11 protein-coding genes and 1 pseudogene are annotated in these 13,953 nt (G+C 40.9%); 5 read left to right on the top strand and 7 right to left on the bottom strand.

The genetic code is table 11. The features are described 5' to 3' along the window. Positions 1-24: 24 nt before the first annotated feature. Entirely contained in the window at positions 25-213 is a 189-nt protein-coding gene (locus HNQ69_RS06110; protein ID WP_183229171.1) for a hypothetical protein, read from the top strand. Here the strand turns inward: HNQ69_RS06110 and HNQ69_RS06105 are convergent. From HNQ69_RS06105 to HNQ69_RS06085, 5 genes are all read right to left on the bottom strand, one after another. Beyond that, positions 210-851, bottom strand: a complete 642-nt coding sequence (locus HNQ69_RS06105; RefSeq protein ID WP_425486683.1) for a YdcF family protein — start codon at positions 849-851, stop codon at positions 210-212. The two genes, HNQ69_RS06110 and HNQ69_RS06105, sit on opposite strands and share 4 nt — an antisense overlap. A gap of 37 nt (positions 852-888) precedes the next feature. Beyond that, the gene (locus HNQ69_RS06100) at positions 889-1,842 is read right to left on the bottom strand and encodes a cell division protein FtsX (protein ID WP_183229169.1); all 954 of its coding nucleotides are present in this window, start codon (positions 1,840-1,842) and stop codon (positions 889-891) included. After that, positions 1,835-2,494, bottom strand: a complete 660-nt coding sequence (gene ftsE / locus HNQ69_RS06095; RefSeq protein ID WP_183229168.1) for a cell division ATP-binding protein FtsE — start codon at positions 2,492-2,494, stop codon at positions 1,835-1,837. The genes HNQ69_RS06100 and ftsE overlap by 8 nt, the downstream gene beginning before the upstream one ends. Positions 2,495-3,263: 769 nt before the next feature. Continuing rightward, the gene (gene acs / locus HNQ69_RS06090; protein WP_183229167.1) at positions 3,264-5,222 is read right to left on the bottom strand and encodes an acetate--CoA ligase; all 1,959 of its coding nucleotides are present in this window, start codon (positions 5,220-5,222) and stop codon (positions 3,264-3,266) included. A gap of 548 nt (positions 5,223-5,770) precedes the next feature. Beyond that, entirely contained in the window at positions 5,771-6,460 is a 690-nt protein-coding gene (locus HNQ69_RS06085) for a YggS family pyridoxal phosphate-dependent enzyme (protein WP_183229166.1), read from the bottom strand. A gap of 149 nt (positions 6,461-6,609) precedes the next feature. Here HNQ69_RS06085 and leuS point away from each other — a divergent pair, with 149 nt between their 5' ends. Both leuS and lptE read left to right on the top strand, forming a co-directional pair. Further along, positions 6,610-9,252, top strand: a complete 2,643-nt coding sequence (gene leuS, locus HNQ69_RS06080) for a leucine--tRNA ligase (RefSeq protein WP_183229165.1) — start codon at positions 6,610-6,612, stop codon at positions 9,250-9,252. After that, positions 9,239-9,823 carry an LPS assembly lipoprotein LptE gene (lptE, locus tag HNQ69_RS06075; RefSeq protein ID WP_183229164.1) on the top strand — a complete coding sequence of 195 codons (585 nt, stop codon included), beginning with the start codon at positions 9,239-9,241 and terminating at the stop codon, positions 9,821-9,823. The genes leuS and lptE overlap by 14 nt, the downstream gene beginning before the upstream one ends. On the opposite strand, the gene fsa is transcribed toward lptE, so the two are convergent. Next, positions 9,820-10,473, bottom strand: a complete 654-nt coding sequence (gene fsa / locus HNQ69_RS06070; protein WP_183229163.1) for a fructose-6-phosphate aldolase — start codon at positions 10,471-10,473, stop codon at positions 9,820-9,822. The two genes, lptE and fsa, sit on opposite strands and share 4 nt — an antisense overlap. Positions 10,474-11,236: 763 nt before the next feature. Between fsa and HNQ69_RS06065 the strand changes: the two genes are divergently transcribed. Both HNQ69_RS06065 and HNQ69_RS06060 read left to right on the top strand, forming a co-directional pair. Then, positions 11,237-13,459 (top strand): primosomal protein N', encoded by a 2,223-nt coding sequence (locus HNQ69_RS06065; RefSeq protein WP_183229162.1) that lies wholly within the window; start codon positions 11,237-11,239, stop codon positions 13,457-13,459. Positions 13,460-13,517: 58 nt separating this feature from the next. Then, positions 13,518-13,838, top strand: a pseudogene (locus HNQ69_RS06060) (hypothetical protein); the annotation flags it as partial. Here HNQ69_RS06060 and HNQ69_RS07670 read toward each other — a convergent pair. Next, the coding region (locus HNQ69_RS07670; protein ID WP_210302703.1) for a hypothetical protein at positions 13,746-13,953 on the bottom strand (208 nt) is incomplete at its 5' end. The pseudogene HNQ69_RS06060 and the gene HNQ69_RS07670 sit on opposite strands and share 93 nt — an antisense overlap.

The raw sequence follows: 13,953 nt of genomic DNA, 5'->3' as shown, positions 1-13,953 counted from the left end.
TTTATCTTTTATGGTGATGGGGGGATGAAGTCAATTCCTTTTAGAATTAATCAAAACTGTTCCTTTGCATGTCATAAACGCGGTTGGCATTTGGATCTTGAAAAAAGACGTAAAAATGTCTTTTATGAACGCTATCAAGTACCATTTGGGTTGGCAAAGAGCGATGGTGCTGCTTGTGGCAAATTTTCAGAAAATCAGTGCCGCAAAGTTTAGAATGCAGTTTTTAGATATACTTGAATCGTTTTGATATATTGGAATGCCAGAATGCGTGTTTTATTGATTTGTTGTATCATGCTTTCATTGCCGTTTTTTTTAACAGGATAAGCAATAAAATGAATGTCAGGCATTAAATATTTAAGCTCACGCAAAGAGCGCCACATGTGATAATCATGGGTGACGATATAAAGTGTTTTATAGTGGTGTTTTTTGATCCAAGCAGCACTTTCTTTGGCGTTTCCTTTCGTGTTCATTGCTTTATATCCTATATCAACGCAACAAGTGAAAAGCTGTGGGGTAATATGGGTGCTGTGCATGAAATTTTTTAGGGTGGTTGTTGTGTTGACTCCACTGATCAAGAGTCGCGAACCAAGCCCCTGTTGTAAGAGTTTTAACCCTGTCTCTATTCGGTTTCCTCCTCCTGTAAGGACGATGATTGCATCTGCTTTCGGCAAAGGATTTGGTGGTTGAAGTCGTTCGGTTTTTTCAGAAAAAATAACAAAACCCACATAAAAAAGGAGAATGATTGTTAAAAGAGTTAATGCTGTCGGTGGAAAATAGTGAAACAAGCAGCAAAAATGCTTTAGATTACTTGTTCTCTGTGTTTTTAGGGATTGATCTCGATTTTCTTGCATCATTAATTTAGAATTATATAGGTTGTGAGGTATAGGATTAGAATAAGCCGTTTTCACATTGATCAATTTTTTTGAGTTGTATCAGAATAGTCATGCGGTTTGTAAGCATGGTAAGAAGAGAAACGAAAACAATAAGGCTAATGATTTTTCCATAAGGTATGGAGCTTATAGAAAAATGTCCAAACAAAGCGGTTACTTGGCTGGCTTTCACTCTTCCTAGATTATAGTTTGTCCAAAAGGTAAAGGCAGCAAATAAAAATGTGCTGGTTATACCACCGTATAAGGCACCGCGGAGTGCAGTTTTAAAGAAATGCCAGTCAAATTGTCGTGCAATGAAAAGGGTTTCAGTACCGAGGAAGTATAAGACATTGATAATTTGCGCATTCTCTGCCAGTGCATTGCGTGTGGCAAAGCTAATCGTAAGTATCAGTGAGCCTAGAACCAAGATTAAAATTGAAAAACCAATGAAAACAGTTGTATGTGCCATTGTTGCAAAACGATTTACCCAAACACGGTGATTATCAAACTGACCTCCCGGAATTTGTGTTTTGATTGCATGACTGATTGCGGGAAAGTTGATCTTTTCATTCTCTTTCAATGTTACGATGATAAGGCGGGGAAGAGGTAATTCGCTTAAGTTTAAACCCGTTCCAAGCCATGGTTCAAGTAATTTTTCAGTGGTTGTTTGGTCAACAATTGTGGCATCTTCCACACCATGAAATGTTTTAACTAATTTAACTGCATCATGAAGGTTTTTTTCGATATCAATATTTTCAATGGGGCGTATTTGAATGGTTGCTTCATAGCTAATTTGATTGCTCCAACTGTTAGCAGCACGCTGGACTAAATCAACACCAATCAATGTGAGGCTTGAGAGAAATGTCATAATGGCAATCACTGCAACCAGTGCTTGCCCGGAAATGTTGCTACTGGGAATAATAGCCGTTGCGTTTTTTTTATTGCGGGTAAAAATTGAGAAAAACTTATTCATGAATCGTCATCCGCCCGTTATGGAGAAGCATACGCCGTGCTGCGACTTGTTCCATCAGCGCGATATCATGGGTGGCAATGATGACAGCTGTTCCAAAACGATTTAGTTCAATAAACAAGCGAAGCAAGCGTTTTGCCAAAGGCGGATCGACATTTCCTGTCGGTTCATCAGCCAGAAGGATTTCAGGTTGATCAATGAGCGCGCGTGCAATCGCTACCCTTTGTTTTTCTCCACCTGAAAGAACGGGTGGTAAAACATGAATATGATCTCCAAGGCCTACCCAACAGAGCAGATCTTCTACTTCATTGCGATAAGTGGCTTCTTCTTGTCCTTTAATGCGTAAAGGTAAAGAGACATTTTCATATGTTGTCATGTGGTCAAGGAGACGAAAATCTTGAAAAACGACGCCAATACGTTGTCGTAGGGCGGGGAGCTCTTGCCGTTTGAGTAATGCTGTATCCACTCCAAAGAGATCAATATGACCGCGAGTTGGTTTAAGAGCCAAAAACATAAGACGCATCAAAGACGTTTTTCCTGCTCCAGAGGCACCAGTGAGAAATTGAAATGATCCGGGAGGAATATGAAAGCTAATATCACGAAGAACTTCAGGGCCCATTCCGTAGCGAAGACCAACATTTTCAAAATGAATCACTTTTCATTACCACTTCTGCTTTTATATTGCATCATCGCTAGAACTTTTGCTCTCATTGCTTTAAGCTCTTTGGTGGATGTATATTCCACCGATTGCAATATGCCTTTTTTACTGCTTCTCATTGGTTCTTGAGAAATATTATTTGTGATATATTATCAATTACTCCATTTGCTTATTTACTCTTTATTTATGATTTTAGCAGGAATTCCAAGGTAATTCTAGAAAAAAACATGAGAGCTGTGGTTCCTATCTTTGAGCTTAGTTGTGATCTTTCTCGTTTGGCAGTTGGAAAAGAATGCTCCACACTTTTTGCTCCAGGACTTGCTAAAATTTATGCTCCACAGCTTTGTATGTTGTGCCCTTAACCGTTTCTCTGTTGTTCTTGAAAAAGAGTACCTATTTTCACAGACATTAAAAGTCTCCTTAATTTTTCTGTTTCTTTTTTACTAATAAGATATTGTTCTATAATGATGATTTATCATTTTGCAATTTTAATAAGAGCCCTGAATACAGTACAATTTACTCGTTTCAAATGTGTTCATGATCAATAGATAAAAATTTCCTTGTACATTACAAGGGGAGTTAACATGTGGATAAAATCATTTAAAAAAGGGGTAAATATGCCTCTCATGAACCATCTCAATGCAGGAGTAGTTGCAATATTTTGAGCTGCCAAATGGAATGATCCTGTCGACTTGTACCTTCACCGATGACTTTAACGAAAATGCTGAGATAGCAGAAAAGTTAAAGCAACCAATGCTGTTTTGCTTTAAACTGTGGTCTCTCTATTTTGGCGATTGGCAATAAGATCATCAACGACTTGTGGTTCAGCAAGGGTTGAAATATCTCCCAGATTATCGAAATTGTTTTCGGCAATTTTCCGTAAAATACGTCTCATAATTTTTCCCGATCGCGTTTTTGGTAAATCAGGAGCAAACTGAACTTTATCCAATATGGCAATGGAACCGATTTCCTTTCTAACATGCTGAATAAGATCTTTTTGCAGCTCTTCACTTGAGCTTGTGCCTTCCATCAAGGTGACAAAACTGTAGATTCCTTGTCCTTTAATGGGATGCGGGTAACCAACAACAGCCGCTTCTGAAACAGCAGGATGAGAAACAAGTGCTGATTCAATTTCAGCTGTTCCTAGCCTATGTCCAGAGACATTGAGAGTGTCATCAACCCGCCCTGTAATCCAATAATAGCCATCGCTATCGCGTTTACAACCATCGCCTGAAAAATACTTTCCTTTGTATGTGGAAAAATAAGTTTCAATAAAGCGTGTATGATCATTATAGAGGGTACGCATTTGTCCAGGCCATGAGTCAATAATACAGAGATTGCCTTCTTTTTCGTCTTCTAGAACATTCCCTTGGTTATCTACGATTTGGGGTTGAATACCAAAAAAAGGACGTGTGGCTGATCCTGCTTTGAGCGCTGTCGCACCGGGTAAGGGGGTGATCATATGCCCTCCTGTTTCTGTTTGCCACCATGTATCGAGAATAGGACAGTGGTCATTTCCAACCGTATGATAAAGCCATTCCCATGCTTCTGGATTAATCGGTTCGCCCACAGTGCCTAAAAGGCGTAACGATGTTTTTTCAAAGTGTTTGACAAAGGAATCTCCTACACTCATTAACGTGCGAATAGCCGTTGGCGCGGTGTAGAGCGTATTCACTTTGTGTTTGTCAACAATTTCCCAGAATCTTCCTTTGTCGGGAAAGGTTGGTGTTCCTTCAAACATTAAAGTAGTGGCAGCATTGCATAAAGGGCCATAAATCAAGTAAGAATGACCGGTGATCCAACCAAGGTCGGCAGTGCACCAGTAAATTTCACCAGGATGATAATCAAAAACATATTGATGTGTCATCGATGCATAAACAAGATAACCTGCTGTTGTATGCAGAACACCTTTGGGCTTCCCTGTGGATCCTGAAGTGTAAAGAATAAAAAGCGGATCTTCAGCGTTCATTTTTTCTGTTGGGCAATCTATTTTGGCATGAGCTTTTTCCTCATGGTACCAAAAATCACGTTCCTTTACCCAATTAATTGTTGCACAGGTTCGTCGGATGACCATGACTTGATTCACATGCACATTCTGACGGGCTGCTATGTCAATAGCATGATCAATATTGTCTTTTAAGTTAATCCGTTTTCCGCCACGCAAGCCTTGATCGGCGGTAATAACAAAGGTTGATTCACAATCAACGAGGCGTCCTGCTATTGCTTCAGCAGAAAATCCGGCAAAAATAACCGAATGAATAGCACCAATGCGGGCACAAGCCAGCATAGCATAGGCCGCTTCAGGGATCATTGGTAAGTAAATGGTGACTCTGTCACCTTTTTTTATACCATGATTCTTTAAAATATTAGCAAAACGGCAAACATGTTCATAAAGTTCATGATAGGTTATTTTTTTGTCATGATAGGGGTTATCCCCTTCCCAAATCAGCGCGACTTGGTCACCATGGGTTTTTAAATGGCGATCAATGCAGTTATAGGTAACGTTTGTTATGCCATCTTCGTACCATTTAATTGAAACATCTCCGTTAAAGGAAGTATTTTTTGCTTTTGTATAAGGCTTAAACCATTCGATGCGTTGGCCATGTTTTGCCCAGAAGCTTTCTGGATTATTGATACTTTCCCGATACCATTGTTGGTAGGTATCTTCATCGATCAAAGCATTTTTTTTGATATTATCTGGTATTGGATAGATTTTTTCAGACATTGTTCCCTCCCTTATAATTTATTGTTTGAAAAAATTAGCCACTGTATTTCTGCATTTTTTTGGCAGAATTTTTCAAATTTTTTCTTAAATGAAAAGCTTTCATTTGAGATTAGAATAAATTAAAAATATTGGAATAGTCAATTTTTAAAATCTGATGCGATTGTCTTAAAGAGAGTACATTTCTCTATTGTTTTTACTTTTTTCTCTATTGTCTTTACTTTTTATGTTTAAATGCAGCCTCTCTTCTTTATTATGTTTTAAATATAATTAAGAAAAAATCATAAATTATATCTGATGATATTATAAAAATATTCTTGTAATCAGTTTTTACACTTTAATTTATGAGAAAGAGGTTTCGCTTTTGTTTGAAATATCTCATGATCTTCTGTGTAAAGGATTGTTGTAATAATTTCCCCTTCATATTTAAAAAAATTCTTAAATATCTTTATGAACATTCTTTTTAAACTATCGTTTTTATCTTCATGGATCGTGAAAATTTTAAACGATGGTGACTAAAATTGTTATTTCATTTGTTTGGTGAAAGGGGCTTAAACAGAGCGTTTTCCAAATAAAGCAGAGCCAATACGTAGAACATTAGAGCCAAATTGAAGAGCTGTTTTAAAGTCATTGGACATGCCCATTGAAAGTTTTGGAAGACCGGCTTTTTTTGCTAGTTTTGCTAAGAGTGCAAAATAGGGACCGGGGTTTTCTTGGTGTGGTGGGATTGCCATAAGGCCGATGATATCAAGCCCATAGTGATTTTTACATTGGGCAACAAAAGGGACCACTTCTTGTGGTGCAAGTCCACTTTTTTGAGGCTCTAAGCCAATATTAACCTGTACATAACAGGGGAGGGTTCTTTTTTGTTTTTGCATTTCTATGCTCAAACTTTTGGCTATTTTTTCGCGGTCAACAGTTTGAATAACATCAAAAATTTTGACAGCTTGGGCTGTTTTATTAGATTGTAGGGGGCCAATGAGGTGAAGTTCAATATTTTTAAACTGTTGACGCAGGTTTGACCATTTTTCAGCAGCTTCTTGTACACGGTTTTCAGCAAAAAGAGGCTGACCTGCTTGTAAAAGCGGGAGTATGTTCTCTACAGAAACAGTTTTTGAAACAGCAATAAGTTGAATTTCTTCCACAGAACGATCATAGTCTTTACATATTTCAGTAATGTCTTTTTGTAAATTGTTCCATGCTGTGACAGAAGAAACATAGGGGGGGGTGTGTGTATTCATATTTCGTGCTTTCTGTTTTTGTTCAGCGGTTGAACTGTTATTTGTAAAAACTTTGTAGAATATTTACTGAAAATGTTGACGATGGGGTTAATCCATGGTCAAGCATAAAACAAGTTTTTGGTTCAATTTTATTAAAGAGTATAATGGGAATGACAATTGAACATTATAATTTAGGCGAACGTTATAATCCACGTGCCTGTGAAAAAAAATGGCAAGCTATTTGGGATGAAAAGAAAATTTTTCAGACCGTGCAAGAAGACTGTCGTGAAAAATATTATGTTTTAGAAATGTTCCCTTATCCTTCTGGGCGCATTCACATGGGGCATGTGCGCAATTATGCCATGGGGGATGTTGTGGCACGCTATAAACGTGCAAAGGGATTTAATGTGCTTCATCCTATGGGGTGGGATGCCTTTGGTATGCCCGCTGAAAATGCGGCCATGCAAAATAAAGTGCATCCCAAAACTTGGACCTATCAAAATATTGCAGTGATGCGCGGGCAATTAAAACAGTTAGGGCTTTCATTGGATTGGTCACGTGAATTTGCAACCTGTGATGTGAGCTATTACCATCGGCAACAAATGCTGTTCCTTGATCTCTATCAAAAGGGGTTGGTGGCCCGCAAAGTGGCTAAAGTGAATTGGGACCCCGTTGACCAAACTGTTTTGGCGAATGAGCAGGTTGTTGATGGGCGGGGATGGCGTTCTGGTGCGCTAGTTGAACAGCGTGAATTAACGCAGTGGTTTTTCAAAATTAGTGATTTTAGTGAGGATTTACTGGCAGGGCTTGAAGAGCTTGAGCAGTGGCCGGAAAAAGTCCGTACAATGCAAAAAAATTGGATTGGTAAGTCACAAGGCCTCTTAATTCGTTGGGCTTTGAAGTCAACTGAGGGTGCTGATGAGGTTTGTGAGGCATTTCCTGAAGTTGTCTGTTATTCAACGCGGCCTGATACGCTCTTTGGTGCTTCTTTTTTGGCGTTGTCTGTCGATCATCCCATTGCGCAAGCCTTAGCGCAAAAGGATAAAGCGTTGGAGGCTTTTATCGAAAATTGCCGTTGTGGTGGAACGACAACCGTAGCACTTGAAACCGCTGAAAAGCAAGGTTTTCGCACCTCAATTTTGGCTATTCATCCTTTTGATCAGACAGTGTATATTCCCGTTTATATCGCTAATTTTGTGCTTATGGACTATGGAACGGGGGCTGTTTTTGGATGTCCTGCCCATGATCAAAGAGATTTGGACTTTGCGCGCAAATATGATCTTCCCGTGCGGCCGGTGGTGTTGCCAAAGGGGAGTGATAGAGAAAATTTCGTGATTGGTGAAACGGCTTATATCGGTGATGGTGTGATGATCAATTCCAATTTTTTGGATGGTCTTACGCCACAAGAGGCTTTTGAAGAAGCAGCCAAAAGGCTTGAGAGGCAAATGTTAGGTGGGCAACCTCAAGGGAAAAAAACGGTGCAGTTTCGTTTGCGTGATTGGGGTATTTCTCGTCAACGTTATTGGGGATGCCCAATTCCGATGATCCATTGCGTATCTTGCGGGGTGGTTCCAGTGCCGCGCAATGATTTACCCGTTGTATTGCCTGATGATGTGACTTTTGAGCAGCCGGGTAATCCACTCGTGCGTCATGAAACATGGCAAACCGTTGCTTGTCCTACCTGTGGTCAGCCTGCCAAACGCGAAACCGATACCATGGATACATTTGTTGACTCTTCTTGGTATTATGCACGTTTTACTGCACCTTTTGCACAAGAACCCGTCGACAAACAAACGACAACGGAATGGTTGCCTGTGCAACAATATATTGGTGGAATTGAGCATGCAATTTTACACCTTCTCTATGCACGTTTTTTTATGCGTGCTATGAAAATGGTGGGTTATGTGACTGTGGATGAACCATTTAAGGGGTTGTTTACCCAAGGGATGGTTGTCCATGAAACCTATCGGGATGATCAGGGCTGGGTTTCACCGGAAGAAATTTCAATTGTTGAAAAGGGTGGAAAGCGTCAGGCTTATAAATTAACAGATCAAAGTGAAGTGACGATTGGGTTGGTTGAAAAAATGTCAAAATCAAAAAAGAATGTCATTGATCCTGACGATATTATCGCTTCCTATGGAGCCGATACTGTACGCTGGTTTGTGTTGTCAGATTCTCCGCCTGAACGGGATGTCACTTGGACGGAATCTGGTGTTGAAGGAGCGCATCGTTTTGTGCAACGTGTTTGGCGCTGTGTGGCTTTAAGTACTCCAGTATTAAGGGAAGTGGTGCCCTGTGCTGGGCGTCAGGGTGCGGCTTTGGAACTCTCAAAAGTAGCACATCGAACGCTCCACGCCGTAGAAGATGATTTAGAAAAATTTGCTTTTAATCGGGCAATCGCACGTCTTTATGAATTTTTAAATACCATGGCGCCTTTGTTAAATAAGGTGGAAACTGTTGAGGATGAAATGAAAGCTGCTTTGCGTCAGGCAGTGGATTTTTTCCTCGCACTGATTTCGCCTATCATGCCTCATTTAGCAGAAGAATGCCACGCTGTTTTAGGGGGTAAAACTTTAATGTCTGAGCTTTCTTGGCCCCTTTATGACCCCGCATTAACCATTGAAGAATGCTATACTTTGCCGGTACAGATTAATGGTAAAAAACGTGGTGAGGTAACTGTGGCCGCAACAGCTACTGCAGCGATGATTGAAGAAGCTGTTTTGGCTCTTAATTTTGTACAGGCGCATCTGGGAGGGAAAACCGTTAAAAAAATGATTATTATTCCACAAAGGATTGTCAATGTCGTTTTCTAAAAGTAGTTTTATCCTTGTGGTTTTCGCTGGTTTGCTCGTACTCTTGTGTGGGTGCAAAGTTGAACCGCTCTATCGTCAGGGATCACAGATTTCGACAACGGTGGATTCTGTTTCTTATCGTCAGCCTTTAGGAAAAAAATCTTTGGGGCTTTCCGAAAAGCTTGCTTCCATTATCGTTGCAGAACCGTCAGATCGTTTTGGTCAAATGATGCGAAATCATTTGTTGTTTCTTCTTTATAGAAATGGAAGCAAACCTTCTGCTCCAGCTTACCAATTGGTATTGCAAACATCCATGTTTACAAGGAACTCTGTACAGATAGAGGTTGGCCAAGATAGGAAAAGAGAGGGCCGGTCTTCGGTTGGAACCGTAGTGGGGAGCGCTTCTTATATCTTGCAAGATATGAAAAATATTCCTGTTGGTAAGGGCATGGGAACTGTGCGTGCATCTTTTGAACGGCTTCGCCAAGAATATGCAACGATGCAAGCAGAAGAAGACGCGCAAAAACGTGTGGCAGAGGAATTGGCTGAACAGATTTTACTGTTGCTTGCAAGAGATCTTTCAAAACTTTAAGCAATATTTTGTCCGGTTTTTTTCCAGTCCTCAAGAAAAATTTGCAAACCTTTATCGGTTAAAGGGTGCCCCACCAGCGATTTTAAGATTGTTGGTGGAACTGTTGCAATATCTGCACCGCTGAGTGCTGCTTCTTTGACATGATTAACAGTGCGTATTGATGCTGCCAAAATTTGCGTTTCAAAATTGTAGTTGTCATAAATCGTGCGAATTTCATGAAGTAGTTCACTCCCCTTTGTTCCACAATCGTCAATTCTGCCAACAAACGGTGAAACAAATGTTGCACCTGCTTTGGCGGCTAATAAGGCTTGATTAGCAGAAAAACAAAGTGTGAGATTTGTTTTTAATCCTTGTGCTGTAAGAGCTTTACAAGCTTTCAATCCATCAAGTGTTAAGGGAAGCTTAATGCAAATATTGTCGGCAATTTTTGCTAAAACAGCTGCTTCTCTCATCATATCTTCAAATTCCGTTGCTGCAATTTCAGCAGAAACAGGTCCGCTAACAAGGCTACAAATTTCTTTTGTAACTTCAAAGATATTGCGTCCTGATTTTAAAATAAGTGAGGGATTGGTGGTAACACCATCAACAAGGCTTAAGTTTTGTAATTCTCGGATTTCTTCAATATTGGCGCTATCCACAAAAAACTTCATGTTTAATCTCCTTATTTTTTCGCTCTTTACGCAAAGCTTCTGATGTTTCACCCATTTTTGTTATGCGCTATTGTTTCTTGCAAAAGCAAGAGGAAGAATTGATATTTCATGGGGTAAGTGGAGATATAAATAAAAGGAGTCTAAAAAAATTCGCGTGTTAAAAAGAAGGCAACATGTGGGAAGGGTTTGTTTCTGGTGCTAGCGCTTACGGTGTTGGTAGTTAAGTGCTTGTCGTTAGGGAGATTCACCTTTTAATGATAGAGCTCCTCCTTATTATAGAGGGTGATATGTTGGCTCTTTTGTTTGTTTTCCAATAAGAGGGATGCATAAAAACGCTTATTGTGGAAAAGGTGTTTTCGATAAGGGTAGAATTATAAGTCACGCAAATGACTTTCCACGATAATATGGAAAAGGCAAGCAGCGATAATCCTAAATGCGAGAACATTCTTAGTATAGAGAACATTCTTAGTATAAAAGAACGCATATAAAGTTAATAGAGAAGATAACGGAACATGTAACAGAGGGAAAAATTGCTTTATTTTGATGCTTCTTTCATTTGTGCATGCTTACCATTATTGGGTTCTATCTCTGATAGGGGAAACATGGCTCTTTTTTATGGTTTAGGGATGGGGACATTGGTAAGGTTGCTGCTGAGAGAGGGCTGGAATAATAAGTCATGCGAAGGATTTTTCGTAAAGGTGTCAAAAGATAAACTTTAGAGATATTGTTTGTATAAAAGGTTCGTAAAAATTTGAGACAAAATATGAAGTCAAATATGACAGAAGGTGTGAAGGAGAAAAAGATTGTTTCGGTCTTGGTGCCTCTTCCTGTTTCTCAGGCTTATAGTTATGAGGTTCCGTCTTCTATGGAGACCGAGGTTGGCTCTTTTGTTCGTGTTTCGGTGATGGGACGCGAAGTTTGTGGTTTTGTGGTGGACATTGGAGAACAGAGAACAAAGGATGAGCCAAAGGCTACATCTGTAGCGGGTAAAAAATTACGTTCTCTGCTCCATGTTTTTGATTGTCCGCCATTAAAGGGGGAAATGATCACATTCTTACATTTTGTTAGTCGATATACCATGACTCCTTTTGGTCTTGTTGCACGATTGGTTTTATGTGTGCCGGCTGCTTTAGAGCCGGAAGCGCAGATGCCGGGCTTACAATATTGTGGTGGAGATGTAGGACGTTTAACACCAGCGCGATCACGGGTTTTGGAGTTGGCGCGCGATGGTGAGGTTTGGACACGTTCTGGTCTTGCGCATGCTGCAGGAGCTTCTATTTCTGTTGTTGAAGGATTAAAATCGCTTGGAGTTTTTAAAGAGGTTATGGTGCCGCCGCCGGCTCTTGTGGCGATGCCCAATCCTGATTTTTGTCCCCCTAAGCTGGAGAGGGCACAGAACGAAGCAGCGCGACTGTTGCGGGAAGGTGTTTTATCTTCGCGGTTTCAAGTTTTTCTGCTTGATGGTGTTACGGGTTCGGGAAAAACAGAGGTTTATTTCGAAGCGGTTGCCCAAGCACTCACAGGCGGCAAGCAGGTTTTAATTTTATTGCCCGAAATTGCTTTAACACAACAATTCTTGGATCGCTTTCATGCACGCTTTGGAGCAGAAGCGGCAGAATGGCATTCCGATTTGGCACCCCGTCGTCGAGAACGTGTGTGGCGGCAAGTTGCAGAAGGGCGGGTGCGGGTTGTGGCTGGAGCACGTTCGGCGCTTTTTCTCCCCTTTCAAGATCTTGGGTTGATTGTTGTCGATGAAGAACATGATGGTGCTTATAAACAAGAAGAGCGCATTTTTTATCATGCGCGTGATATGGCGGTTGCACGCGGCTCTTTCGAGCATTTTCCTGTTATTTTGTCCTCAGCAACACCATCGATTGAAAGTCAAACAAATGTCTTGTGGGAACGTTATCAGCGGATACATTTGCCATCACGCTTTAAAGCAGCTGCACTTCCGCAGTTGCGGGTGGTTGATATGCGTAAAGGAGGTGTGCAAAGGGGGCGTTTTATTTCCTCGGCTCTTGAAAAGGCTTTGACAAAAACCATCGAGAAAGGTGAACAGGCGCTCCTTTTTCTTAATCGACGTGGTTATGCGCCGTTAACTTTGTGCCGTATTTGTGGACATCGTTTTCATTGTCACGACTGTTCAAGTTGGTTGGTGGAGCATCGTTTACAAGGACAACTTAAGTGCCATCATTGCGGTTATCATCAGCCGCTTCCAGAAGCATGTCCTGAATGTGGAACGCTAGATCATCTCGTAGCTTGTGGACCTGGGGTGGAAAGAATTGCTGAAGAGGCACGGGGGCTTTTTCCACAAGCGCGGTTGTTGATTCTTTCAACTGATCTCAACGGTGGGATTGGTCAGTTGCGACGCGAATTGGAAACAGTTGCACATGGTGAAGTTGACATTATTATTGGAACACAGTTGGTTGCGAAAGGACACCATTTCCCTGGGCTTTCTCTGGTCGGGGTTATTGATGCTGATCTTGGCCTTGCGAATGGCGATTTACGTGCGGCTGAACGTACCTTTCAGCTTTTATCTCAGGTGACTGGGAGAGCAGGGCGTATGGGATTGGAAAGTTTAGGATTATTGCAAACTTATCAACCCAATCACCCCGTAATACAAGCTTTGCTTTCGCGACAACATGAGGATTTTTACACACATGAAATTGCTATGCGTCAGCATTATCATTTGCCTCCTTATGGGCGGCTTGCTTCTTTGATTGTATCTTCAGAAAGACGTCAAGCGGCAGAACATTATGCACGTATGTTGCGTCAAGTTGCACCGTGTGAGAAAAATATCTCAGTTATGGGACCGGCAGAAGCTCCACTTGCTCTTGTGCGGGGGCGTTATCGTTTTCGGCTTTTGTTACAAGGACAGCGTTCGTTTGATATACAAGGCTTTATTCGTGCAATGCTCGCAAGTGCACCTAAGATGCCTTCTTCGGTTCGGGTTCAAATTGATATCGATCCACAAAGTTTTCTCTAAAAATAAAACAGTCTAATGTGGAAATTTATTTGCTTAAATATATAACTAATGTTTTATCTCTTTGATTGTATCTTTAGAAAGATGTCAAGCGGCAGAACATTATGCACGTATGTTGCGTCAAGTTGCACCGTGTGAGAAAAATATCTCAGTTATGGGACCGGCAGAAATTCCACTTGCTCTTGTGCGGGGGCGTTATCGTTTTCGGCTTTTGTTACAAGGACAGCGTTCGTTTGATATACAAGGCTTTATTCGTATAATGTTTACAAGTGTGCCTAAGATGCTTTCTTCAGTTCGGGTTCAGATTGATATCGATCCACAAAGTTTTCTCCTTTTTAGTGGGAATATCCGCTATTATTGCTTGCTTATAAGATTGAAATAATACATTTTTTCGGTAGCGGTAGCGGTAGCGGTAGCGGTAGCGGTAGCGGTAGCGGTAGCGGTAGCGGTAGCGGTAGCGGTAGCGGTAGCGGTAGCGGTAGCGGTAGCGGTAGTGT

The organism is Bartonella callosciuri, assembly GCF_014203215.1.
Lineage (GTDB): Bacteria > Pseudomonadota > Alphaproteobacteria > Rhizobiales > Rhizobiaceae > Bartonella > Bartonella callosciuri.
The sequence above is the reverse complement of the archived record's forward strand: the minus strand, read 5'-3'. Positions and strand labels throughout refer to the sequence as shown.

Excerpts from the sequence above, each read along its gene's own strand:
- HNQ69_RS06110 (WP_183229171.1), top strand. The coding sequence starts at position 25 with ATGAAGTCAATTCCTTTTAGAATTAATCAAAACTGTTCCTTTGCATGT.
- lptE (WP_183229164.1), top strand. The coding sequence starts at position 9,239 with ATGTCGTTTTCTAAAAGTAGTTTTATCCTTGTGGTTTTCGCTGGTTTG.
- fsa (WP_183229163.1), bottom strand. The coding sequence starts at position 10,473 with ATGAAGTTTTTTGTGGATAGCGCCAATATTGAAGAAATCCGAGAATTA.
- HNQ69_RS06085 (WP_183229166.1), bottom strand. The coding sequence starts at position 6,460 with ATGAATACACACACCCCCCCCTATGTTTCTTCTGTCACAGCATGGAAC.
- leuS (WP_183229165.1), top strand. The coding sequence starts at position 6,610 with ATGACAATTGAACATTATAATTTAGGCGAACGTTATAATCCACGTGCC.
- HNQ69_RS06100 (WP_183229169.1), bottom strand. The coding sequence starts at position 1,842 with ATGAATAAGTTTTTCTCAATTTTTACCCGCAATAAAAAAAACGCAACG.
- HNQ69_RS06065 (WP_183229162.1), top strand. The coding sequence starts at position 11,237 with ATGAAGTCAAATATGACAGAAGGTGTGAAGGAGAAAAAGATTGTTTCG.
- acs (WP_183229167.1), bottom strand. The coding sequence starts at position 5,222 with ATGTCTGAAAAAATCTATCCAATACCAGATAATATCAAAAAAAATGCT.
- HNQ69_RS06105 (WP_425486683.1), bottom strand. The coding sequence starts at position 851 with ATGCAAGAAAATCGAGATCAATCCCTAAAAACACAGAGAACAAGTAAT.